General features: G+C 66.3%; 24 protein-coding genes. 5 read left to right on the forward strand and 19 right to left on the reverse strand.

The features are described 5' to 3' along the window. Positions 1-18: 18 nt before the first annotated feature. Together phbB and ACFQU1_RS18615 are read right to left on the reverse strand one after the other, a co-directional pair. Positions 19-747: an acetoacetyl-CoA reductase gene (phbB, locus tag ACFQU1_RS18610; RefSeq protein WP_378135398.1), complete on the reverse strand. Its 729-nt coding sequence runs from the start codon at positions 745-747 to the stop codon at positions 19-21. Between the two features lie 95 nt (positions 748-842). Beyond that, a complete protein-coding gene (locus ACFQU1_RS18615) occupies positions 843-2021 on the reverse strand; it encodes an acetyl-CoA C-acetyltransferase (protein ID WP_378135400.1) in 1179 nt (392 codons plus the stop codon). 251 nt (positions 2022-2272) lie between these two features. Here ACFQU1_RS18615 and phaR point away from each other — a divergent pair, with 251 nt between their 5' ends. Then, positions 2273-2890 (forward strand): polyhydroxyalkanoate synthesis repressor PhaR, encoded by a 618-nt coding sequence (gene phaR / locus ACFQU1_RS18620; protein WP_378135402.1) that lies wholly within the window; start codon positions 2273-2275, stop codon positions 2888-2890. Between the two features lie 13 nt (positions 2891-2903). Here the strand turns inward: phaR and ACFQU1_RS18625 are convergent, their stop codons facing one another. From ACFQU1_RS18625 to ACFQU1_RS18640, 4 genes are all read right to left on the reverse strand, one after another. Next, positions 2904-4286, reverse strand: a complete 1383-nt coding sequence (locus ACFQU1_RS18625; RefSeq protein WP_378135404.1) for an EAL domain-containing protein — start codon at positions 4284-4286, stop codon at positions 2904-2906. A 270-nt stretch (positions 4287-4556) separates the two neighbouring features. Next, positions 4557-4742: a 50S ribosomal protein L32 gene (rpmF, locus tag ACFQU1_RS18630; RefSeq protein WP_378135406.1), complete on the reverse strand. Its 186-nt coding sequence runs from the start codon at positions 4740-4742 to the stop codon at positions 4557-4559. A gap of 141 nt (positions 4743-4883) precedes the next feature. Then, the gene (gene mtgA, locus ACFQU1_RS18635; protein WP_378135520.1) at positions 4884-5576 is read right to left on the reverse strand and encodes a monofunctional biosynthetic peptidoglycan transglycosylase; all 693 of its coding nucleotides are present in this window, start codon (positions 5574-5576) and stop codon (positions 4884-4886) included. A gap of 124 nt (positions 5577-5700) precedes the next feature. Then, positions 5701-5895 (reverse strand): hypothetical protein, encoded by a 195-nt coding sequence (locus ACFQU1_RS18640; RefSeq protein ID WP_378135408.1) that lies wholly within the window; start codon positions 5893-5895, stop codon positions 5701-5703. Here ACFQU1_RS18640 and ACFQU1_RS18645 point away from each other — a divergent pair. Next, positions 5894-6805, forward strand: coding sequence for a polyprenyl synthetase family protein (locus ACFQU1_RS18645; protein ID WP_378135410.1), 912 nt, complete (start codon positions 5894-5896; stop codon positions 6803-6805). The genes ACFQU1_RS18640 and ACFQU1_RS18645 overlap by 2 nt on opposite strands. Here ACFQU1_RS18645 and ACFQU1_RS18650 read toward each other — a convergent pair. The 3 genes from ACFQU1_RS18650 to ACFQU1_RS18660 form a co-directional block, all read right to left on the reverse strand. Continuing rightward, on the reverse strand, positions 6802-8760 hold the full coding sequence (locus tag ACFQU1_RS18650; RefSeq protein ID WP_378135412.1) for a potassium transporter Kup: 1959 nt from the start codon (positions 8758-8760) through the stop codon (positions 6802-6804). The two genes, ACFQU1_RS18645 and ACFQU1_RS18650, sit on opposite strands and share 4 nt — an antisense overlap. Positions 8761-8949: 189 nt before the next feature. Next, the gene (ispG, locus tag ACFQU1_RS18655) at positions 8950-10233 is read right to left on the reverse strand and encodes a flavodoxin-dependent (E)-4-hydroxy-3-methylbut-2-enyl-diphosphate synthase (RefSeq protein WP_378135414.1); all 1284 of its coding nucleotides are present in this window, start codon (positions 10231-10233) and stop codon (positions 8950-8952) included. A 68-nt stretch (positions 10234-10301) separates the two neighbouring features. Continuing rightward, the gene (locus ACFQU1_RS18660) at positions 10302-10913 is read right to left on the reverse strand and encodes a Fur family transcriptional regulator (RefSeq protein WP_378135416.1); all 612 of its coding nucleotides are present in this window, start codon (positions 10911-10913) and stop codon (positions 10302-10304) included. A 352-nt stretch (positions 10914-11265) separates the two neighbouring features. Between ACFQU1_RS18660 and ACFQU1_RS18665 the strand changes: the two genes are divergently transcribed. Together ACFQU1_RS18665 and ACFQU1_RS18670 are read left to right on the forward strand one after the other, a co-directional pair. Continuing rightward, positions 11266-12048, forward strand: a complete 783-nt coding sequence (locus tag ACFQU1_RS18665; RefSeq protein WP_378135418.1) for a 3-hydroxybutyrate dehydrogenase — start codon at positions 11266-11268, stop codon at positions 12046-12048. Further along, a complete protein-coding gene (locus ACFQU1_RS18670) occupies positions 12045-12926 on the forward strand; it encodes an HpcH/HpaI aldolase/citrate lyase family protein (protein WP_378135420.1) in 882 nt (293 codons plus the stop codon). The genes ACFQU1_RS18665 and ACFQU1_RS18670 overlap by 4 nt, the downstream gene beginning before the upstream one ends. A 319-nt stretch (positions 12927-13245) precedes the next feature. Here ACFQU1_RS18670 and ppa read toward each other — a convergent pair whose 3' ends face one another. Together ppa and ACFQU1_RS18680 are read right to left on the reverse strand one after the other, a co-directional pair. Then, positions 13246-13782, reverse strand: a complete 537-nt coding sequence (gene ppa, locus ACFQU1_RS18675; RefSeq protein ID WP_378135423.1) for an inorganic diphosphatase — start codon at positions 13780-13782, stop codon at positions 13246-13248. A gap of 215 nt (positions 13783-13997) precedes the next feature. Continuing rightward, the gene (locus ACFQU1_RS18680; protein WP_378135425.1) at positions 13998-14504 is read right to left on the reverse strand and encodes a GNAT family N-acetyltransferase; all 507 of its coding nucleotides are present in this window, start codon (positions 14502-14504) and stop codon (positions 13998-14000) included. 206 nt (positions 14505-14710) lie between these two features. Between ACFQU1_RS18680 and ACFQU1_RS18685 the strand changes: the two genes are divergently transcribed. Beyond that, on the forward strand, positions 14711-15433 hold the full coding sequence (locus tag ACFQU1_RS18685) for a tyrosine-protein phosphatase (protein ID WP_378135427.1): 723 nt from the start codon (positions 14711-14713) through the stop codon (positions 15431-15433). On the opposite strand, the gene ACFQU1_RS18690 is transcribed toward ACFQU1_RS18685, so the two are convergent. The 8 genes from ACFQU1_RS18690 to ACFQU1_RS18725 form a co-directional block, all read right to left on the reverse strand. Further along, positions 15402-17225, reverse strand: a complete 1824-nt coding sequence (locus ACFQU1_RS18690; protein ID WP_378135429.1) for an ABC transporter ATP-binding protein — start codon at positions 17223-17225, stop codon at positions 15402-15404. The two genes, ACFQU1_RS18685 and ACFQU1_RS18690, sit on opposite strands and share 32 nt — an antisense overlap. Positions 17226-17306: 81 nt before the next feature. Continuing rightward, complete coding sequence (locus tag ACFQU1_RS18695; protein WP_378135431.1) at positions 17307-18191, reverse strand: ABC transporter permease; 885 nt, start codon at positions 18189-18191, stop codon at positions 17307-17309. Continuing rightward, the gene (locus tag ACFQU1_RS18700) at positions 18188-19069 is read right to left on the reverse strand and encodes an ABC transporter permease (RefSeq protein WP_378135433.1); all 882 of its coding nucleotides are present in this window, start codon (positions 19067-19069) and stop codon (positions 18188-18190) included. Before ACFQU1_RS18700 ends, ACFQU1_RS18695 begins: the two co-directional genes overlap by 4 nt. Then, on the reverse strand, positions 19062-20135 hold the full coding sequence (locus tag ACFQU1_RS18705; RefSeq protein ID WP_378135435.1) for an ABC transporter ATP-binding protein: 1074 nt from the start codon (positions 20133-20135) through the stop codon (positions 19062-19064). The genes ACFQU1_RS18700 and ACFQU1_RS18705 overlap by 8 nt, the downstream gene beginning before the upstream one ends. A gap of 58 nt (positions 20136-20193) precedes the next feature. Then, complete coding sequence (locus tag ACFQU1_RS18710; RefSeq protein ID WP_378135437.1) at positions 20194-21348, reverse strand: extracellular solute-binding protein; 1155 nt, start codon at positions 21346-21348, stop codon at positions 20194-20196. A 138-nt stretch (positions 21349-21486) separates the two neighbouring features. Next, positions 21487-22140, reverse strand: coding sequence for a class I SAM-dependent methyltransferase (locus tag ACFQU1_RS18715; RefSeq protein ID WP_378135439.1), 654 nt, complete (start codon positions 22138-22140; stop codon positions 21487-21489). Continuing rightward, complete coding sequence (locus ACFQU1_RS18720; protein WP_378135441.1) at positions 22137-23291, reverse strand: glycosyltransferase family 4 protein; 1155 nt, start codon at positions 23289-23291, stop codon at positions 22137-22139. The genes ACFQU1_RS18715 and ACFQU1_RS18720 overlap by 4 nt, the downstream gene beginning before the upstream one ends. Then, positions 23282-23473 (reverse strand): antitoxin MazE-like protein, encoded by a 192-nt coding sequence (locus ACFQU1_RS18725; RefSeq protein ID WP_378135443.1) that lies wholly within the window; start codon positions 23471-23473, stop codon positions 23282-23284. Before ACFQU1_RS18725 ends, ACFQU1_RS18720 begins: the two co-directional genes overlap by 10 nt. Positions 23474-23586 lie beyond the last annotated feature (113 nt).

Here is a 23586-nt window from a genome sequence, read left to right on the forward strand (position 1 = left end):
GGCGTCATGCGCGAACCGTCAGCCGTTGGCTAAATATTGGGCACCATTGATGGTGAGCACGGAACCGGTGATGAAGCCCGCTTTTTCAGAGGCGAGGTAAAGCACGGCCTCCGCGACCTCCTCGGCCTTGCCGAGGCGACCGACCGGTATGCCCGCAACGATTTTGGCGAGCGTTTCGGGCGGCACGGCCGCGACCATGTCGGTATCGATATAGCCGGGGCAGATGCAGTTCACGGTGATGCCCTTCGGCGCATTCTCCTGCGCGAGCGCCTTGGTGAAGCCGATGGCGCCAGCCTTGGCGGCGGAATAATTGACCTGCCCAACCTGCCCCTTCTGGCCGTTGATGGAGGAGATATTGATGATCCGGCCAAAGCCCCGCGTGCGCATGCCCTCGATCACCGGCCGCGTCATGCAGAAGAGGCTGTCGAGATCGGCCCGCATGACCGACGACCACTGGTCGAAGGTCATGCGGTGGAACATGGAATCGCGGGTGATGCCCGCGTTGTTCACCAACACCTCGATCGGGCCGAGATCCTCCGCCACGCGGGCAAGGCCCGTCGAGCAGGCCTCCGGATCGCCGACGTCCCATCGGTACGCCGGGATGCCGCTCTCGGCCGTGAAGGCGGAGGCCGCCTGCTCGTTGCCGACATAGGTCGCAGCCACCCTGTAGCCGGCCGTGTGCAAGGCTTTCGAGATGGCAGCACCGATCCCCCGCGTGCCGCCACTCACGACCGCTACCCTCGCCATGTCACCTCCCGTCACTCCAACCGCTCGTTCTCGGACGAGTCTTCACGCGTTATGCCACAGGACCCGCCGGCACGCCGGGCCAAAAAAGGCCGGCGTCAACGCTCCACGGTCAAAGCAATCCCCATGCCGCCGCCGATGCAAAGCGTCGCAAGCCCTTTCTTGGCGTCCCGGCGCTGCATCTCGTGGAGGAGCGTGACGAGAATGCGTGTTCCCGACGCGCCGATCGGATGTCCGATCGCGATCGCCCCACCATTGACATTGACCTTGTCCGTATCCCACCCGAGGTCGCGATTGACGGCGATAGCCTGCGCGGCAAAGGCCTCATTGGCCTCGATGAGGTCGAGATCACCCACGTTCCAGCCCGCCTTGGCAAGAGCCTTGCGGGCGGCGGGAATGGGGCCCGAGCCCATGACGGCGGGTTCGACACCCGCCGTCGCCCAGCTCGCGATACGGGCGAGCGGCTTCAGATCGCGCCGGGCCGCCGCCGCCGCGGTCATCAGCACGACGGCGGCCGCACCGTCGTTGAGACCGGACGCATTGGCAGCGGTCACCGTGCCCTCCTTGGCGAATGCCGGCTTCAGCTTGGCCATAGCGTCATAGGTCGCCCCATCCCGGATATATTCGTCGGTGTCGACGACGATATCGCCCTTGCGCGTCGAAAGGGTGACAGGCGCGATCTCCTCCCGGAAGCGTCCCTCCTTGCGAGCCGCCTCCGCCTTGTTCTGCGAGCCGACCGCGAAGTGGTCCTGCTCCTCGCGCGAAATCTGCCACTTGGTCGCGACATTCTCCGCCGTCACGCCCATGTGATAGCCGTGGAAAGCATCCCACAGCCCGTCTTTGATCATCGTGTCGATGAAGTCGATGTTGCCGAATTTCGTGCCGGCCCGGAGATGCGCCGCATGCGGCGCAAGGCTCATGGATTCCTGGCCGCCGGCGACGATGATGTCGGCATCGCCATTGGCGATCTGCTGCATGCCGATCGCCACGGCGCGCAGCCCCGAGCCGCAGACCTGATTGAGCCCCCAGGCCGTCTTTTCGACGGGAATGCCCGCCTTCATCGCCGCCTGGCGGGCCGGGTTCTGTCCCTGTGCGGCCGCAAGCACCTGGCCGAGAATGACCTCGTCCACCTCCGCGACGGCAACGCCCGCCCGTTCCAGCGCAGCGGTGATCGCTACCGCGCCGAGCTCGTGGGCGGCCATGCTGGCGAAGGCTCCGTTGAAGGAGCCGACCGCGGTGCGGGCCGCGCCCACGATGACGATGTCGTCTGAGGCCATGGTGCAAGTCTCCCGTGGTGCTGATTATGTGCGCCGCAAAAATTTGCTCTTGCCCTGTATTTGGCGAGTGCGGGTCCCAACCGTCAAGCGGCTTCCCTCGATCCAGGGCGCTTCGCCAAGACTGTCGCGAACAAATGAGTTTCCGACACTGCTATTACGTCATATCCTTTCTCTGGGGAGCCGCCGCAACGCAGCATCCGAACCGGGGAGGGCGGCGCGTGCGGGCTGAATCGCATCGGACAAAGGCAGCCATGTCGAGTGAAACGAAGCCGGTCGTCATCAAGAAATACGCAAATCGACGCCTCTATCACACAGGATCCAGCACCTATGTGACATTGGAAGATCTGGCCGCGATGGTCCGCACGGGTGAGGATTTCGTCGTTTTCGATGCAAAGACCGGCGAGGATATTACCCGGTCCGTCCTGACGCAGATCATATTCGAAGAAGAGAACAAGCAGGGCCAGCACCTCCTGCCCGTCACCTTCCTGCGCCAGCTCATTCGTTTCTACGGCGACAGCATGCAGGCGCTGGTGCCGCGGTATCTGGAATTCTCCATCGATAATCTGACCCGCGACCAGCAGAAGCTCCGCGAGACCATGAGCCAGACCTTCGGCCCGGCCGCCGCCTTTCAGGCGATGGAGGAGCAGGTGCGTGCCAATATGGTCATGTTCAGCGAGGCTTTGCGGCTGTTCACGCCCTTCACCGGCGCAGCCGGCGGCGCCCCGCACAGCACCGGCAACGGCGCGGCCAACGGCACCGCGGAGCCTGCGCCTGCCCCTACGCAGCCCCCCAGCACGGACGACCTTACGGAATTGAAGCGGCAAGTCTCGGAGATGCAGGCGCGTCTCGACCGGCTCGGCAAGGAATAGGCACGCTCAGCCGTCAGCTTGCGTGTCGCTGGACCACCGGTCCGAACTTCGTCCTGCGCCGGTCGCGCGCCAGGGGCCTTTCGACCTCCCACAATTGGGCCGGGCCGATATGATCGCCCTGGAGATAGGTCACGCCCCAATCGGTGAGCGTTCTCGCCGTGTCCTCGTCGCCGACCCATTCGGCAACCGTCTCGATGCCGAGATGCTGCGCGAGTTCCACCAGCATCCGCGTGAAATAGCGGTCTTCGCGCGAATGCGCCAGATTGGCGACGAAGCTGCCGTCGATCTTGAGAATATCGACCGGGAAGCTGCGCAGATGGCGAAATGAGGTGTGGCCGGAGCCGAAATCGTCGATGGCGATCGTCACGCCCAGGCGCTTCAGGGCTGCGAGCCGTCCCCGGACTCCCGTGGGGTCCTCGATCGCCGCCGTTTCGGTGAGTTCGATGATGAGCCGCTCGGCAAGCGCCGCATGGGCGCCGAGATGGGCCGTGAAAGCGGTCCACGAGCCGGCATCGCATAGTGTCAGCGGCGACATATTGATGGCGAGCCGCGTGCCCGGATTGCGGTTGAGGTGATCGATGGCGAGCTGCAGCACCCGGTAGTCAAACAGGGGAATGACCCCGTGCCGCTCGGCGAGCGGCACCGCCTCGGCGGCGCCCATGATCGGGCCCTCGGCCAGACGGACCCGAACCAGCGCTTCATGAAAGGCGATGCTGCGATCCGTCGCCGACACGATCGGCTGTCCCGCGAGCATCAGCCGCTGTTCGTTGAGAAGCTGCACGGGGTCGATCGCGTCGTTCTGCCGCTCGACCAACCGCACCCGCGCGACGTTCAAGGCGGAACCATGAGCCACCAGCGCGCGGTCGCCCGGCGCGTTCTTGGCGGCCCGGAGCGCGTCGCGGGCATGGCGCGACACGGTTTCGGCATCCGCGGCTTGGTCCGACACCTCTGCAGCCCCCATCCGCAGCCGCACTCGGACAGAGCCATGCGGCGTGGTCACCGGCGTCCGTTCGACGGCGCGCGCCATGCGCTCGGCCACTCCGCCGACCTCAGCCACAGGGCATGACCGGAGAAGGACCGCAAAGCGGTTGCCGGCATAGCGGATAATGCGATCGCGTCGCCGGACGGCGCGCGCGAGCTTCACCGCGACCGCGCCGAGGACGTCATCGGCATCGCGGCTGCCGACCTCGCGGTTGATCTCGTCGAGATTGTCGATGGCCAGGATGAGCAGTGTAAGGGGCGTGCGCGCCTTGGCAGCCTCGCGCAGGTCGGCGTCGACTGCGCTGACGAGGGTCGGCCAGCCGGTAACGGCGCCGACCGGGCCGGCGGCGGTTTCCCCGGTCGGCCTGAGGTCACCTGCCTGCGCCATCGATGCGCGGTTGAAAGCCGTCGTCATGGGCTGCACTGCTTCAGTCCCCCGCGCGATGCAAACCTCACGAAGATCTGCGCCCGAGCGGGTCGGAGGCATTATAGGCAATGCTCCGCCAAAATGGTTAACAAAGGCTCAACGGAGGGGCGCCCGGTACTGCGATATGCACAATTTGGCAGAGCCCGCCACGGCCGCTCACTGGGAGAACGGCACGCGGCGCCGTAGGTTCCCCAACGCGAAAAGCTCGGCCGCAGGCCGAGCTTTTCAGTGGTCACGAATGACGGGATTGTGAGCCGCTTAGGCCTCGGCGCGCGGCTTCAGCACCTGGCGGCCGCGATACATGCCGGTCTTGAGGTCGACATGGTGCGGGCGGCGCAGTTCGCCCGAATCCTTGTCCTCGACATAGGTCGGCTTCTTCAGCGCATCGGCGGACCGGCGCATGCCGCGCTTCGACGGCGAGGTTTTTCTCTTCGGAACGGCCATGGCAGAACTCCGGTCGATGAGCCGTGGATTCGCGCGAGCCGCGCGTTGCTCCCGGATCATCCAGAAATCATGGGATGGCGGCTTATACAGGCTGGGCTACGCCGTGACTAGCCCCGCTCGGCAGGAAATTGTCGGGCCGTGTCACTGGGCGAGGCAGCTCACATCCGTGCCGCGCATGCGGGCGCCGATTCGGCCGGCATAGACCGTCATGTAGCGCGAGGGTCGTCGCGGGTTGCGGGTGAAGGGATTGGGCAGGGCGGCGGCCAGGAGCGCCGCCTCGCGGCGGGTGAGCTGGCGGGCATTCTTGCCGAAATGATGACGCGCCGCCGCCTGCGCTCCGAAAATGCCGTCCCCCCATTCGGCGACATTGAGATAGACCTCCAGCGTGCGGCGCTTCGGCCAGAGCGCATCGGCAACGAGCGCGAGAGGGATCTCCAGCCCTTTGCGCACATAGGAGCGGCCGGGCCAGAGAAAGACGTTCTTGACCGTTTGCATGGTGATCGTCGAAGCGCCGCGAGAGGGCCCGTCGTCGCCCGCATCCGCCAGAACGTCGTTGAGCGCCACCCAATCGACGCCATGATGGCGGCAGAACCGGGCATCTTCCGCGGCAACGACCGCGCGCGCCAGATCGGGCGCAATCTCCGACAACGGCACCCACTGGCGGTCGACTTGCTCGAAAGCCAGCCAGCGCGCCAACATCAAGGTGGAGACGGGAGGCACGAAGCGATAGACGAGCGCAAGCACGATCGGCAAGAGCACCAGAACGGCGACGATCCGCCAGAGGATCCCACGGATGCCGAGGCGCCTCGCTCGTTTTCCCTTCGCCTGCCCCATCGAGGTCGCCGTCGCCTTCTCGTCCGAGGTCGCTGCCCGTCCCGCGCCCAAGCTGAGGCTCCTCCAAAGTCTCGGCGATCGAGATCCGCAGCTTAGAGCGGGCGACCGAAAAAGTGGAATCCGGTTATCCACCGGCACGAGGCTTAAATGTCTCGAATCGAGAGGATTTCCCGTCCCGGCTGGCAGCTTCGCCGAAACCGGTGACGATCACGATAACGGCTTTGCTGGAAAACGGCACCGATTCGGCGCACAAGGCTGCCCATTCGCCAGCCGCTGGCCCAACAGAGCCAAGGCGGATAGAGGCAAGGGTGAGGCGCATGACTTTTTCCGACCGGCTTTCCGCCTCGGCGGCCATGGTAGAGGCGGCGCTCGAGGAATTGCTCGACTCCACGGTGCATGTGGGCGAGACGGCACGCCCGCCGCGGCTGATGGCGGCGATGCGCCACGCGGTGCTCGGTGGCGGCAAACGGCTGAGACCCTTTCTCGTCATCGAGACGGCCCGGCTTCTCGGCCGCGAGGGCCCCGGTGTCGTCAAGGCGGCCTGCGCGCTCGAACTCGTCCACTGCTATTCGCTCGTCCATGACGACTTGCCGGCGATGGACGACGACGATCTGCGCCGCGGTCGTCCCACTGTTCACAAAGCCTTCGACGAGGCGACCGCCATCCTCGCCGGCGACGCGCTGCTGACGCTCGCCTTCGAGGTGGCGGCAGCGCCCGCGCCGGGTGTGGTTGCGGCAGCCCAGCTCGAGCTCGTGCGCGGGCTTGCCCGCGCCGCCGGGCTCGGCGGCATGGTCGGCGGCCAGAGCCTCGATCTCGCCGCCGAGGGGCGTTACGGCGACACCCCGCCGGACGAGGCCGGCATCCGTGTCCTGCAGGCGATGAAAACCGGCGCGCTTCTCGCCTTCTCGGTGGAGGCGGGTGCAATTCTGGGGCAAGCCGCTCCCGAGACCCGGCGCGCGCTGGTCAGCTATGGCCGGGCGCTCGGCGCGGCTTTCCAGATCGCCGACGATCTGCTCGACCGCGAGGCGGACACCGCCGCCCTCGGCAAGAGAGCGGCCAAGGATGCGGACAAGGGCAAGGCGACGCTCGTCGATGCGCTCGGCCTCGCCGACGCCCGCGCCATGCGCGACAAGGCAGCCGCCGAGGCGATCGCCGCCCTCGCGCTGCTTGGGGCCGAGGCCGATGGTCTGCGCGAAGCCGCCCGCTTCACCGCCGAGCGGCGGAGCTAGACGGCGACCTGGGTGCCGACCTCGACCACGCGGCCGGTCGGAATCTGGAAAAAGTCCGTGGCATCGCTCGCATTGCGCGCAAGCGCGATGAACAGCCGATCCTGCCAGACCGGCATGCCCGACTGCGCCGACGGCCGGATGGAACGCCGCGACAGGAAGAACGAGGTCGACATGATGTCGAACTTGAAGCCTAGCTTGCGCAGGATAGCGAGACCGCGCGGCACGTTCGGCATTTCCATGTAGCCGTAGGTCATCTCGACGCGCCAGAAGCTGTCGGCCACATGCTCGATGGTGACCCGCTCCTCGTCCATCACCCGCGGCGTGTCGGCCGTGCGCACCGTCAGCACCACATTCTTCTCGTGCAGCACCTTGTTGTGCTTGAGATTGTGAAGGAGGCAGGAGGGCGCCGTGTCGGGATCGCTCGTCAGGAACACGGCGGTGCCCTTCACCCGGTGTGGCGGGCTCTTCTCCAACATCGCCACGAGCTCGTCGAGCATGACATCCGCTTTGCGCGTCTTGGCGTAGAGGATGGCGCTGCCCCTCACCCAGGTCCACATCACCAGGATCAGCAGGGAGGCGAGCATCAGGGGCACGAAGCCGCCGGAAAAGAGCTTCAGCAGATTGGCGGAGAAGAAGGCGATGTCGATCGACAGGAAGGGCAGCATGAGCGCCAGGGCGCCGAGGAGGCCCCAGCGCCAGCCCTTCCAGATGAAGAGGATGGCGAGGATGCCGTCGACGACCATCGCGCCAAAGACCGAGATGCCATAGGCATGCGACAGGGCGCTCGATGAGCCGAACAGCGCGACCAGCAGAAGCACGCCGATGAGCAGCAGCGCATTCACCCGCGGCATGTAGAACTGGCCGGAATGCGACGCCGAGGTGAAGCGGATCGCAAGCCGCGGCAAGAGGCCGAGCTGGATCGCCTGACGCGACAGCGAAAAAGCCCCGGTGATCACCGCCTGGCTGGCGATGATGGTGGCAAGCGTCGCAAGCCCGACGAAGGGCAGCAGCAGCCAGCCCGGGACCATGCGGTAGAAGGGGTTCTCGACTGCTGTCGGATCGCTCAGCACGAGCGCGCCCTGGCCGAAATAGTTCAGGACGAGCGCCGGGAAGACGAAGACGAGCCAGGCGGTGCGGATCGGCCCGCGGCCGAAATGGCCGAGATCAGCATAGAGCGCCTCGGCCCCAGTGACGGAAAGGCAGACGGCGCCGAGAATGAAAAGCGAGATGTCCGCGTGGCGGATCAGGAAGCGGATGCCGTGGCTCGGATTGACCGCCTGAAAGACCTGCGGCTGATCGGCGATATGCATGATCCCGAGCCCGGCGAGCCCGATGAACCACACCGCCATCACCGGGCCGAACAAGGCGGCGACCTTGCCCGTGCCGCGGCTCTGCACCGCAAACAGCGCGATCAGGATCACCACGGTGATCGGCACGACATAGGCTTCCAACGCCGGCGTCGCGAGCTTCACGCCCTCGACCGCCGACAAGACGGAGATGGCCGGCGTGATCACCGCGTCGCCATAGAAGAGGGCGGCGCCCACCGCCCCGAGCATGAGGATGGCGCCCCGCCCCCGCTTCATGGAGCGTTGCGCCAGCGCGACCAGCGTGAGGGTGCCGCCCTCGCCGTTGTTGTCGGCGCGCAGCAGGATCAGCACATATTTGAAGGTCACCACGAGGACGAGCGACCATAGGATGAGCGACAGCACGCCGAGCACGGTCTCGTGCAGCGAAACCTGCGAGCCGCCCATGGCGACACCGATCGCCTCGCGCAGAGCGTAGAGAGGGCTCGTTCCGATATCGCCGAAGACCACGCCGATCGAGCCCAGCACGAGCGCCCGGTAACTCGCCGGCTGGACGTGGTGCTCGCCCTCGTCCAGGGCCGGAACGCCACGGTCCTTGTGGCTTGCGGCCGTGTTGATCGGGTCCTGGGCGGACGCCGGGATATCACTCATCTGGCGCAAGCCCGCTCTTGGCCCATTGCTCGTTGAAGGCAAGGCCGGTTGGCATGAAGAACGCCCGACTAGCTGAGCCGTTCCACACGATCGGATTGCATCCCGCGCAGGATCTCGCGGCTAACGGCTTGCGCCGACAATGCTTTGGTTCAAGGCAGGCAGCCTCGACCACCGTTGCTGTATTGACCATCATTCGGCCGCGCGGCGTTCCCCAGCGCCAAATCGACGCTCGATATACTCGCAGACCATTGTCTTGAAATCCGCAGCCAGCGTCGGGCCGCGCAGTGTCGCGACCTTCTCCCCGTCGACGAAGACGGGCGCAGACGGCATCTCACCCGTGCCCGGCAGAGAAATGCCGATATCGGCATGTTTCGATTCACCGGGGCCGTTGACGATGCAGCCCATGACCGCGACGTTCAGCGTCTCGACACCGGGATAGCGCGCTTTCCAGTCCGGCATGGAGTCGGTGATCCATGTCTGGATGTCGCGGGCGAGCTCCTGGAAGACCGTCGAGGTCGTGCGGCCGCAACCCGGGCAGGCCGCGACCAGCGGCACGAAGGTGCGGAAACCCATGGTCTGCAGGAGCTCCTGCGCGGCCTTGACCTCCACGGTGCGGTCGCCACCGGGCTCCGGCGTCAGCGAATAGCGGATGGTGTCGCCAATGCCCTCCTGCAGCAGAATGCCGAGCGCCGCCGAGGACGAGACGATGCCCTTCGAGCCCATGCCCGCCTCGGTGAGGCCGAGATGCAGCGCATAATCGGAGCGGCGTGCGAGCTCGCGATAGACCGCGATGAGGTCCTGAATGGCGGAGACCTTCGCCGAGAGAATGATGCGGTTCCGCGCAAGGCCGATCTCCTCGGCGCGCTCGGCCGAGAGGAGCGCGGAGCGGACCATCGCCTCCTGGGTCACGGCACGGGCCGGCAAAGGCCGTGGCGCGCGGGCATTCTCATCCATAAGCGCCGTCAGCAGTTCCTGGTCGAGCGAGCCCCAATTGGCGCCGATCCGCACGGCCTTGCCGCGGCGGGCCGCTTCCTCGACGATCATGCCGAACTGCCGGTCCTTCTTTTCCTTGAAGCCGACATTGCCGGGATTGATGCGATATTTGTCGAGTGCCTCGGCGCAGGCCGGATGATCGGCGAGCAGCTTGTGCCCGATGAAGTGGAAATCGCCGACGATCGGCACGGTGACGCCGCGTGACCGGAGCTTGTCGCGGATATGGGGCACGGCCCGCGCCGCCTCGCCGCGATCGACGGTGATGCGCACGAGCTCCGAACCGGCGCGCGCCAGCGCGGCGATCTGCGCGACCGTCCCGTCAATATCGGCCGTATCGGTATTGGTCATCGACTGCACGACGATGGGCGCGCCGCCACCGACCATGACATTGCCCACGGCAACGCCGACGGTGCTGTGCCGCGGTCGCGGCCCGCTCGCCTCGGGAATTCTGTCGGACACGATCGTAGGCGCGAAGGTCATGCGTCGAAACTCTTATCCGCCGAGGGATCGCACTTCAAGGTGGCGTGAGCTGGACAGAACGAGAACGATCAGGCGGCCTTGCAGTGGCCGCAGGTACCGGTGATTTCCATGACTTCCGCGCGCGGCATAAAGTCGGCCTTGCGTCGGATACGCTGCATGGCGGCGCCGAGTTCCGGCGAGGAAACCTCGTCGACGCCCCCACAGATCTCGCAGATGAGAAAGATGACAACTTCGTCGGAAGCATGTCGGTGAGGGCAGGCCACGAAGGCATTCTGCGTCGCGAGCTTGTGAATAAGCCCCTGTTCGAGCAGAAAATCCAGCGCGCGATAGATCGTGATCGGCGCCATGCGGCGCTTGTTGCGCCGGGCGAGTTCTTCCGCCAGGTCATAGGCGCCGAGCGGTCGGTGGGTCGCATGCAGCGCCTCGAGCACATCGCGACGGATGGGCGTGAGCCTGAGCCCCCGGCTCCGGCATAAGGCCTCAGCCTCGGCCAGGGCCTGCGGCGCCTGGGCCGCCCGCTCCTGCGCATGGCCGCAGCCGCTCCCGTGATCGTGCAGATGATCATGCGGCCCGGCGACATGGACGGCATGAGGCGTTGAAGCTTCGCCGTGGCCACCGCCCTCTGCCTGAGGCGCGTCAGTTTGGCGCAGGTCCGGACCTGTCGCTTTCCCGACGGACACGCCGCGCACCGCTCCTTGCTGCCTGGAAACCGTCACAGCGGCAACCCTAGCCCCTCAATCCTGGCCTGTCGTGAACGATCATAGCCCTCCGGCGCCTCTCGCTCCAGGGTACTCGTCCGAAATTCATGGACGACGCCTCGCAAACTAAGCGGGTCGTAGCACTGTCCACCTCCCCTTAGATGTGCATGCGTGCCGAAAATGTCATGACGTCCTGTCATCTCATGGTGACGCAGGACCGTTTAATTTTCGGCTGCGCTCGCGCTTCGCGGCGGATAGCTTTCCCGAAGGCCAGAAGCGATAGTGGCTGGCGGCCTTCTCATTGCGTGCAGGCTCACCCTACGGGAGTAAGATCATGTCGCTGAAATCGCGTACGGCCGTCGTGACCGGCTCAACGAGTGGCATCGGCCTCGCCATTGCACGAGCGCTTGCCAGCGACGGCGCCAATGTCGTGATCAACGGTTTCGGCGATGCCGATGCGATCGAGAAGGAGCGGGCCGGCATCGAGAAGGATTTCGGGGTCAAGGCGGCTTATGTCGCCGCCGACCTCACCAAAGCTGAGGATTGCGAAAAGCTGATCGCCGCGGCCACCGAGACCTTCGGCTCCGTGGACGTCCTCGTCAACAACGCCGGGGTGCAGTATGTGGCGCCGATCGAGGAGTTCCCCGTCGACAAGTGGAACATGATCATCGCCCTCAACCTGTCGGCGGCTTTCCATGCCACCCGCGCCGCCGTGCCCGGCATGAAGGCTCGCAAATGGGGGCGCATCATCAACACGGCCTCCGCCCATGCCCTCGTCGCCTCCCCTTTCAAGGCCGCCTATGTCGCGGCTAAGCACGGCATCGCCGGCTTGACCAAGGTGGTGGCGCTGGAGACGGCGACCTTCGGCATCACCGCCAATGCCATCTGCCCCGGCTATGTGTGGACGCCGCTCGTCGAGAAGCAGATTCCCGACCAGGCCAAGGCCCGCGGCATCAGCGAACAGGAGGCGAAGAACATCCTTCTCGCCGCTCAGCCGACCAAGGAATTCGTGACGGTCGAGCAGGTCGCGGCCTTCGCGCTCTTCCTCACGAGCGATGCGGCTGCCGCCATCACCGGCTCGATCCTGCCGATCGACGGCGGCTGGACGGCGGAATGAGCAAGCCCGTGCCGGCACGCGGCCCACTCCACAGCGTGCTCTACATCCCGGCGAGCAACCAGCGCGCCTTGGATAAAGCACGGTCGCTGCCGGCCGACGCCTTCATTCTCGACCTCGAAGATGCGGTCGCGCCTGCCATGAAGGGCCTCGCCCGCCGGCAGATGCAGGACGCCCTCGCCGATGGCGGGGCGCTTTCGGGGTGCACGGTGGTCGTGCGCATCAACGGCTTCGATACGCCTTATGCCGAGGAAGATCTCGCCGCCTTGGCGGCTGCGCCCCGTTGGCCCGATGCCGTGCTCGTGCCGAAAGTCTCCGAACCGTCGGATCTCGAACGGGTCGCGGCGGCGCTCGCCGCGCATGGCGCGCCGGCGGAGGTGCGTCTCTGGGCCATGATCGAGACGCCGGCCGCAATCGTCAATCTGAAGGAGATCGCCGGGTCTGCGCCGCGGACGGGGCTCGATTGCCTCGTCGTGGGCGCCAACGACATCGCCAAGGACATGCGGCTGCGGGTGAAGCCCGGCCGCGCCACCCTGCTGCCGATTCTCTCGACGATCGTCGTCACGGCCCGGGCCTATGGGCTCGCCGTGCTCGACGCCGTCTATAATGCGATCGGCGACAGCGAGGGCTTTCGGGCCGAGTGCATCGACGGCCGCGACTGGGGCTTCGACGGCAAGACGGTGATCCACCCCAGCCAGATCGCCATAGCGCGTGAGGCCTTCGCGCCGACGCCGGACGAAATCGCCGAGGCGGAAGCCATCGTCGCCGCCTTCGCCCGACCAGAGAATGCCGAAGCCGGCGCCATTTCACTCAACGGTCAGATGGTGGAGCGCCTCCACCTCGCCATCGCTGAGCGCGTGCTGGCGAGCCGGCGGGACTGAACTGCCCGCGCGGAGCCCTCCCGCAGGAACAATCTGCGTGCCCTTGAGGGCAGGGCAATCCCATTTGGAGGCCCAGCGCCGATCCCTCCCCTCAGGGGAGGGTGGATCTGCGCGACCGAAGTCGGATTTATCCGACTTCGGTTACTATCGAACTCGGCAAATCGAGTTCGATAGCGCGGAGACGGGTGGGGTCAAGCCTGCTGACTACCCCCCTCCGTCACCACTTCGTGGCGCCACCTCCCCCTTCAGGGGAGGATCACGTCCGCGCGCCTCTCACATGCCGTTGCCCTGCAGCAAGAGGAGGGTAAGGGCCTTGTGCTCACTCACCCGCCGTTTTGGCGCGTTCGATCGCCTCGAGAATGAGCTTCTTGGCCTCGTCGGCGTCACCCCAGCGGGCGATCTTCACCCACTTGCCAGGCTCGAGATCCTTGTAGTGCTCGAAGAAATGCTCGATCTGCTTGAGCGTGATCTCGGGCAGGTCCTCATAGCTCTGAACCCGGTCATAGCGCTTGGTGAGCTTGTGGATCGGCACCGCGATGATCTTTTCGTCGCCGCCGGATTCGTCCTCCATCATCAGCACGCCGACGGGCCGGCAGGCCATGATGGCGCCGGGGACGATCGCCCGCGTGTTGGCCACCAGCACGTCGCAGGGATCGCCGTCGTCTGAGAGCGTGTGCGGGATGAAGCCGTAATTGCCCGGATAGCGCATGGCCGTATAGAGGAAGCGGTCCACGACCAGCGTGCCCGCGGCTTTGTCGAGCTCGTATTTGATCGGCTCACCGCCGATAGGCACCTCGATGACGACATTGACCTCATCGGGGGGATTGGGACCGATCTTGACGGCCTCGAGACGCATGACCACCTCTTGACGCTTTATTGCACCGCACCATGCGGCGGCGTTTCATAGCCGGCCAGGGTCCATTGCGGCAAGTCCCATTGCGGCAAGTCCCATTAGAGCTTCGGTTGCCACGGGGCAGCGCCGGCCAATGCGGGAGGTTGCGAGGAGCGTCACCGTCTCCTTCGGCGCTCGACGCGCGGCAGAACATATCGACCTGCCGCGACGGTCGCGGGTCAGGCGAAGGTATAGGCCACCTTCTCGAGCGTGACGCCACTGAACCGGGCAGGCGCCGTCGCCGCGCGCCGACCGCCGAGCCGCTCGTAGAACTGGCAGGCGCGTATGTTGTCCGCGAGCGCCCAGACGACGAGGCCCTTCAGGCCGTTCGAGGCGAGATCCCGGCGCGCGGTCGCAAAGAGCTTGGTACCGAAGCCGAGGCCCTGAAAGAGAGGATCGAGATAGAGCTCGTCGATTTCACCGCGCTGCGGCAGCACGAGCGTACGGCTGGGGCCATAGCTTACATAGCCGCCGATGCGATCGCCGAGGTCCAGGACGAGAATGGGCCGCTGCCGTTTGATCGTGGCGTGCCACCAACCGGGGCCGCGTCTTGCGATCATCCGCTCCAAGGCCAAACCCGGCAGGAGGCCGCGATAGGCCTCGCGCCAAGCTGCGTCGTGCACGTCCGTCAAGCCCACCGCATCGGCGGGTACTGGGCGGCGGATGCTGACGACGAGCTCTCTCATTGCTCGATTCTAAGCCGAGACAGGCTGGTTCCACAAGTCCGGCGTCACCATCTCCTCAACGAGGCGTGAATTTCGCATCAAATGATCGGGACCGTCGCCTTCACGCGCCCGCAACCTTGGTCGGGGCTCCGGCCAGCCGCGGCAGGATTGCCCGCCCGCCGTCGGCCTGCTATGGCCCCAGCGAACGAGACATTTTTCGAGGATCCGTGCTCAACCGTCTCTTGAAGCCCGAACTGCGCTATGCCCGTCGCATGCAGCGCGCCGCCCGGTGGGACCGCCCCATCGTGGGCCTCGCCCATCGGTTCGGCGCGGTCACGAACATGCTGTTCGTCGACCACGGCGTATTTCGCGTCATCTATCTTAACCGTCACCGGGTGACGGACCGGTTCTGGCGGTCCGCACAGCCGGCTCCGCACGACATCCAGGCCTTTGCGCGGTTGGGTATTCGCACGGTGGTCAATCTGCGCGGCGGGCGCGATTATGGCTCCTGGCCTCTGGAGCGGGAGGCCTGCGCGGCGGCGGGTCTCGTCCTGAAGGAATTCGTGCTGCGCTCGCGTGAAGCGCCCGACCGGCAATCGCTGCTCGCGATCCGCGACCTGCTGGCGACCATCACCTATCCCGTGCTGGTGCATTGCAAGTCGGGCGCCGATCGCGCCGGTTTCATGGCAGCGCTCTATCTTCTCGTCGCGGAGAAACGGCCGGCCGCCGAGGCCAAGCGCCAGCTGTCGGCCCGCTACGGCCATTTCCGCTTCGCCAAGACCGGCATTCTCGACGCCTTCCTCGATCTCTACGAGCGCGAGGGCGAGGCGCGCGGCATCGAGTTCTACGCCTGGGTGGAGCACCACTACGATCCGGAACGGCTGAAGCGCGAGTTCCATTCGCGCTTCTGGGCCGATCTTATTGTGGATCGCCTGATCCGGCGCGAGTAAGCGGCGGTTCGGCATCGAGCGGCAGCGCGCCATCATCGGCGAGCTGCAGCCGGTGGAAATTGGCGTAAAGCCCGCCCGCGGCGATCAGCGCGTCGTGGCGCCCCGTCTCGACCACGCGACCGCCATCCATGACCACGATGAGATCCGCCTTGCGCACCGTCGACAGGCGATGGGCGATGACGAGCGTGGTGCGACCGACCATGAGCTTGGCCAGGGCATCCTGCACGAGCCGCTCCGATTCCGCATCGAGCGCCGAGGTCGCCTCGTCTAGAAGAAGGATCGGCGCATCCTTCAGGATGGCGCGTGCCAAGGACAGCCGCTGGCGTTCGCCTCCGGAAAAGCGCGAGCCGCGGTCGCCCGCGCGGGTATCGTAGCCTTCCGGCAGGCGCATGATGAAGTCGTGCGCAGCCGCCGCCTTGGCAGCCGCGACGATTTCCTCGTCACTCGCACCTGCCCTACCGAAAGCGATATTGGCACGCACCGTGTCGTCGAAGATGACCACATCCTGGCTGACGACCGCAACCGCCGCCCTGAGGCTCGCGAGCGACACGTCACGCACATCCTGGCCGTCGATGCGAACGGCACCGTCGGTCACGTCATAGAGCCGCGGCACGAGCGCCATGAGGGTCGACTTGCCTGAACCGGAGCGGCCGACCAGCGCGGTCATGCGGCCCGGCGAGAGCGCGAGGTCGATGCCGCCGAGGGCGAGCGCATCGCCGCTATAGCTGAAGCGGACGCTGGAAAAGACCACCTCGCCCTTGGTCAGAGCGAGCGGCGGCGCGCCCGGCCTGTCGATGATGGTGGCCTTGAGATCCATGAGCGCGTAGTAGCGCCTGAGCGCCGCCATCGCCTCCTGCACGACGGCATTGAGATTGCCGAGGGTGCGGATGGGCTGCGCGGCCATGAGGAGCGCCGCCACGAAGCCCGTAAAATCGCCGACCGTGCTCGTGCCGGCGAGAATGCGCCAGCCGGTGTAGACGAGGACGGCAGCCACCGCGAGGCCACCGGCGATCTCGAGCAGCGGATCGAGCCGGCCGCGCGCATTGGCTGCCTTCATCTTGAGCCGCCGCACCCGCTCGAAGGCTTCGCGCGCCCGGCCCTTGAGATAGCCTTCGAGCGAGAAGGTCTTGGCGACGCGTATGCCCCCCAAGCTCTCCGAGACGAGGCTCGCCATGGCGCCCACCTCCTCCTGGGTGGAGGTCGCGACCCGGCGCAGCCGCCGGCCGAGATCGGCAATCGGGCGGCTCGCGAAGGGAGCGACCACCCCGGCGATCAAGGTCAGTACCGGGTCGATCCACAGCATGGCGAGAACGAGAGCGATCACGGTGGCGCCGTCGCGCAGGAGCACCGTGAAGACGCGCGTCATCGCCTCCTTGATATAGGTGAAATCGGTCGTGAAACGCTGGGTCAGCGTGGCCGGACTTTCGCGCGCGAGCTGTGCCAGGTCGGCATCGATGAGATGCGCATAGAGCGCGCTCTGCATGTCCGCCTCGATGCGCGTGACAACCCGGTTGGTCAGCACCGTCTGGCCGTACATGGCAAATCCGCGCACCATCGTCGCCACGATCACGAAGATGGGCGCGAGCAGCACCGCACGCTCGTCGCGCGCCGCAAAAGCGTCGAAGGCCTTGTTGATGAGCAGCGGATAGCTGCCGGTCGTCGCCGCCACCACGACGACGAGGGCCAGCGAAACGGCGAGCGTCGGCCAGTGCGGCCTCACCCATTCGCGCCACAGGCGCAGAAGCATCGGCACCGTGTCGCCGGGCAGGGAGGCTAAGCTGATCCTCTTCATCACGACGGCGCTAACACAGGGCCGGTTTCGACACAACGGCCGCCGGCCGCCGCCCCGAGGCGGCGATGCCGCAGTGGCGCACTAATCGCCCGGCACGGTCGCGAGCCTCGCCGGAGCCGGGGCGTCGGCGAGAGCCTGGGCCGTGCCCTCCCCCGCCTTGCCCTCCCCGGCCTTGCCCTCCTCCGCGCCCGCCCGGCGCCGGTGGAGCTCATAGACGAGTGCGGCCGCGAGCGTCAGCGCGATGAGCACGAGGCCGAGCGCATTGACGGCCGGCGTGATGCCGATGCGCACCTTGGTTGCGATATAGACCGTGAGCGTGTTCTCGATGCCGCGCACGAAGAGCGTCGTGTTGTAATTCTCGAAGCTCTGCAGGAAGGCGACGAGGGCGGCGGCGAGCAGCGTCGGCCTGAGATAGGGCAAGGTGATGTGGCGGAAGACCTGCAGATGGCTGGCGCCGAGATCGAGCGCCGCCTCCTCCAGCGTGCGGTCGAAGCGTTGCAGGCGTGCCGTCACCATCAGCATCACATAGGCGATGATGAAGCTCGACTGGGCGAGGACGGTCAGCAGAATGCCGCCCTGGACGCCGAAGCGCTGCCAGAAGATGAGCGTGGAAATGCCGATGATCACACCCGGCATGAGGAGCGGCGAGACCATCAGGCCGTAGAGCAGGCTGCGCGCCCGCGCATGCACCGAGCCGAGGAGCAGCGCCGCGGCAAGCCCCACTGGCAGCGACAATGCGATGACGCCGAGCCCGATGACGATGCTCGTCCGCAGCGCCTGCCACATGGCGCCATCCGCCCACAGTGCCGCGAACCAGGCGAGCGTCGTGCCCTGCCACGGCGTCACCGTCGGGAAGCGGCTCGCGTTGAAGGTCGCAGCGCTCATGATGACGAGCGGCAGGAAGAGATAAATGAAGAAGATCGCGAGATAGCCGCGGATCAGGAGCCGGGGCAGGCGCTCTCTCATCGCGCAATGTCTCCCAGGCCGACGCGGAAGACCCTGAGGACGACGAGAATGAAGGCGATGCAGAGGACGAGGAGCACCATGGCATAGGCGGCGCCAATGTTCCAGTTTCCGCCCTCGAAGAACCAGTTGTAGATGATTTCGGTGAACCAGCGACTGCTCGGGGAGCCGAGCAGCGCCGGCACCGCATAGCTGCCGGCCGCCAGCATGAAAGTCATGATCCCGCCGGTGGCGATCCCGGGCTTGGCATGGGGAATGACCACACGCCAGTGGATGCGCCACCAGGGTGCACCGAGGTCGCGCGCCGCCTCGATCTGGTTGCGGTCAAGCGTCTCGATGGCGTTGTAGAGCGGAAAGACCATGAAGAGCACATAGGCGTAGACCATGCCGAGGATCACGCCCGCATTGCCATACCAGCGCACGGGCTGGTCGAGAATGCCGAGCGTGACGAGAACGCCGTTGAGCGGACCGTTCAAGGCAAGCACGATGTACCAGGCGAAGGTGCGCAGGACCTCGTTGATCCAGAAGGGCACGATCAGCATGAGCAGAAGGAGCGGCGCTTCCTTCGGCGGAGCCACCTGCGCGAGATAGAAGGCCACCGGATAGCAGACAACGAAGGTGATCACCGTAACGAGCACGCTCGCCCAGATCGTCTTGACGAAGATGCCGAGGTGGATCGCATTCGTCCACAGGACGGCGTAGTTGGCGAGCGTCAGCACGTCCTCGGCCCCGCCGATCTTCGACGGCGGCAGGTTCGGACGGAAGGAGTACTCGACCATCAGGAACTGCGGCAGCAGAACGAGGAGCACGAGCCACAGGACGACGACGCCGAGGATCAGCGCCGAAAGCGCCCCGCCGTACCGGCGCAGGAGCTCAGCCACGGGCGGCGCCCGTCTCTTTCAGCACGACCGCATGGTCGGGACGGAAGGCAAGCCCGATGGTCTCGCCCGGCTTAAGCGGCGGTAGGTCGCCGGTATTTGTGAGCTGCACCGTAATCGGCTCGCCGCGTGGGCCCTCCGCGACGAGATGCACGAAGGATCCCTCGAAATTGCGGTGGCTCACCCGGGCGGACAGCCCCGCCGCGTCAAGCACGAGACGCTCCGGCCTGATGAAGATCGAAGCACGGTCGCCGACCGCAACCCGCGCCAGATTGCGCCCGACGAGCGGCCCGAGTGGCGTGTCGAGCCGCGCCTCGTCGCCCTCCACGGCGACCACATGGCCGGCGAAGCAATTGGTTTCGCCGACGAAGGAGGCGACGAAAGGCGTGCTCGGCCGCTCGTAGATGTCCTCGGGCGCGGCGACCTGCTGCACGACACCGCCGCTCATCACGGCGATGCGGTCGGACATGGTGAGGGCCTCGCCCTGGTCGTGGGTGATATAGATGAAGGTCACGCCCGTGCGCTTCTGGATGGCGCGAAGCTCCGCGCGCATATGCTGGCGCAGCTTGAGGTCGAGCGCCGAGAGCGGCTCGTCCAGGAGCAGCACCTGCGGCTCGACGGCGAGCGCACGGGCGATGGCGACCCTCTGCCTCTGCCCACCGGAAAGCTGGCTCACCATCTTCTCGCCATAGCCCGGCAAGGCAATGAGGGCGAGGAGCTCCTCGGCGCGGCGCCGGCGCTCGGCACGCGGCACGCCGCGCACCTCGAGCCCGAAGGCGATGTTCTCCGCAACCGTCATGAGCGGAAAGAGGGCGAGGTTCTGGAAGATCATGGCGGTTGGCCGGCGATTGGCGCCGATGCCGCGCATATCCCGCCCGCCGATGCGGATGCTGCCCGCAGTCGGCTCGGCGAAGCCGCAGACGAGCCGCAGGATCGTCGTCTTGCCGCAACCCGAAGGGCCGAGCACGCTGAAGAATTCGCCCGCGCGGATTTCAAGATTGACGTCGCGCACGGCCGCCACGTCACCGAAGCGCATGGTGACGTGATCGAGTTCGACGCTGTGGCTCATGGCGTCCCCCGGTCGCCCGCGGGCGGACCGCGGCCCGCCCCGTTCGGCCCTGAGCTGGTCAGGCCGACAGGAAGCGGTCCTGATATTCGTTGCGCTTCGACACGAACCAATTGTCCTGGATCGGCCACCACCAGAGCTTGTCCAGCGCGTCGCCGGGGTAGGACTGGGCGAAGAAGGCCTTCTTCTCCGGGCTCAGCAGCGGTTCGACGCCCGCCGTGGCGGTGTTGAAGCCGTTCGCGTTGGCGAACATCGCGCCGCCCTCGGGCGTCAGCAGCCAGTTGATGAAGGCATAGGCATTGTCGAGATTGCTCGCCCCACGCGGAATGCTGATGCCTTCGAGCCAGGCGAGCGCACCCTCTTTCGGCGCGACATAGCGCACCGGCGCGCCGTCCTTGGCGAGGGCCGCGGCCGTCGTGTCCCAGTTCTGGCCGATGACGCAGCCGTTGGTGCGGAAGGCACCCTGCGCCTCGTTCTCGTTGGTCCAGAACTGGCCGACCTTCTTCTTGTTGGCAATCGCCGTCTTGATGATCACGTCGTAATTGGCGACCATTGTCGCCTCGTCCTTGAAGCTGTCACGCATGGGATGGGGCAGCTTGCCCTCGGCCTCGAGCCACAGGCCGATGCCGACGAGCGCGGTATGGCCACGCACCGTCACCTTGCCGGCGAAGTCGTCCCGCCACAGATCGCCGTAGCTCGCCTTGCCATATTCCAGCTTGGCGTCGTTGCTGTTGAAGGCGATGGCTTCCGTGCCCCAGTCGGTGGGCACCTGGTATCGCTTGCCGCCGACGATCGCGCCGATTGAGCCCGAACCGTCGAGAATGGATTTCACGACGCCGTCCCAGTGCACCTTGCTTTCGTCGATCGGCTGGATCAGCTCGAGCTCGACGTAATTGGGCACGCGGTCGACGGTCGGCCAGACGATGTCGAAGCCGCTGCCCTGCGTCGCCTTGAGCTGATTGAGCAGTTCGTCGTTGGTGCCGAATTCCGTACGGACCGGGGTGATGCCCGTCTTCGCCTCGAAGGCCTTGAGCAGGTCGTCCTTCAGATAGCCGGCCCAGGAGAAGATGCGCAGCTCGCTCGCCGCCCGCGCAGGCCGCAGGAGCGCCGGGGCGAAAACTGCCGCGCCGGCTGCCACGCCTGCCCCTTTAAGGAGCGTGCGGCGGCTGGTGAGGCCCAGTTGTCCGGTGCCGCGGCCGCCCGTCGACGAAGCCATCCATGTCGCCATGTCGAGACCCTTCCTGCCGGCGGCCGAAGGGCCGCCCGGTGATCAACAATCGGCGCGACCTTAGCGAGGGATTGTGTAGCTCATGTAACGGCCGGATTCTCGGAAAGACTCTTCCATTTCAGTGACTTACGGAAACTCCCGAAGCGACCACACCGAAGACCGCTTGATCTCGCTGTCTTCCAAGGTCCGCGTCACCGGCACCTGATAGCTCGCCACTTCGTCGAGCTGGTCCTTGGGGAGGTAGCTCCGTCCGGGATCGCCGATCAGCACGCCCGCACCGCGACCTGCGAGGCTGAGCAACCAGTCGGTAACGCGCGCCGCTAGGTCGCGCTCGTAGAAGATGTCACCGGCGAGCACCACGTCCCAGCCTTCGTCGGAGCCGAGGATGTCGCCGGCACAAGCCGCCACGTCGACACCGTTGGCGGCGGCGTTGAGACGAATGGCCGCGATCGCGAAAGCGTCGATGTCGGCACAGATGACCTGTCCGGCGCCGGCGCGGGCAGCGGCGATGCCGACGAGGCCGGAGCCGGCGGCGAAATCGAGCACACGGCGGCCGCGAACCAGGTCCGGATGGTCGAGGACATAGCGCGCGAGCGCCTGCCCGCCGGCCCAGGCGAAGGCCCAGAAGGGCGGCGGCAGGCCGATGGTGCCGATTTCCTCTTCGGTCTTGTGCCAGAGTGCCGTCGCCTCGTCGGCGACATAGAGGCTGATTTCCGGCGCATGCGGCACGGGTGTGAGGCGCGTATGGGCCGTGATGAAGGCCTGCGCGTCATCGATCACGCCGGCACCTCCGCGAGAAGCCCCGCATAGAGCCGGCCGACCCCATCCATGACGTGCTGCTCTGTAAAGCCCTCGAGGACGCGCTCGCGTGCCGCCGTGCCGAGCCGTGCGACGAGCGCCGGATCGGCCGCGAGCCTGTGGATCGCCTCTGCCAGAGCCCCGACATCGGGCGGCACGACGATGCCCTCGACACCGTCGCGCACGAGGCTGCGGCAGCCCGGCACATTAGTGGTGAGCACGGCCCGGCCCGACACGGCCCCTTCGAGGAGACTGCGCGGCAGGCCCTCTCCGCCGCGCGAGGGAAGACAGCAGACGTGGTGGTCGCGCCAGACGGCGGCGACATCCGCCGTGCGCCCGTGCCATTCGATGCCCTTATGCGTCGCCCAGGCCCTGAGGCGCTCCTCCGGAATCGCTTTCGGGTTCGAGGCATCCGGCGCGCCGTAAAGCGAGAGAGTCACATCGGCACCCTCGGCGCGCGCCCGGCGCACGGCCTCCACGGCAAGGTCGACGCCCTTCGACCAGAGCATGCGCGCCACGACCGCGATCTTCAGCGGCGGCATCACCGGCAGCGGCGCGGCAGGATAGGCGTCGGGATCGACGCCGGCGCCTCCGACGACGAGAACCTCGGCGCCTTTCGGGTCAAGCCCGAGCGCCGCGGCATCATCCTCGTTCTCGAAGAGAAAGCGCGTCCCCGGCCCGTCGAGCGGTCCGCGCAAGACGCCGCGCAGCATGGCGCGCGCGGTGCGGCCGACGAGATCACGCCGCGCGCCGAAGAAGCCGAACCCGGTCAAGGCATAGACCCGGTTGCGCATACCGGCGAAGCGCGCCGCAATGCCGCCGACGAGGATCGGCCTGAGCGCGATGCAATGGAGGATCGCCGGCCTTTCCTTCTTGAGGATGCGCGCCAGCGCCGCGAGCTGACCGACGACCGCGAGCGGATTGAGGCTCTTGCGCTCGGCCTCCAGCGGAATGACGCGCGCGCCCGTTGCCTCGATCGCCTCGCGATGATTGCGCACACGCGTCACCACCAGCACGTCGAGCCCCATGGCGCGCGCCTGCCGCGCCATCGGCAGGAAATGCGAGGCGAAAAACCAATCTTCGGTGACGAGGAAGAGGAGGGAGGGCACGCCGCTGCTGTCTCTCAGGTCCAATCTTGACGATCAGCTGCGGCTTCGATCCAGAGCAGAACCGCGTCTTCCTGCGGATCGTCTCTCACCAGCAGCGACTGACTGCGACACAGCTCGACGAAGTCCAAGGGCGTTGCCGTATCGTCCCCGGCGCTCGCACCGCGGTTCAGCTGTCGCCCGTCATGATCCAGCCTGGTGGTGTTCATCCGGCGAATGCATAAAGCAAAATGACCTGGGGAGCCACGGCGAGGCCGACCAATCTCGGTGCGATTTCAGCTCTCGCCGGGCGGAAGCGTGGGCCTGCGAAGGTTTAAGAGAT

It is taken from the genome of Chelatococcus sp. GCM10030263, from assembly GCF_042666455.1.
Lineage (GTDB): Bacteria > Pseudomonadota > Alphaproteobacteria > Rhizobiales > Beijerinckiaceae > Chelatococcus.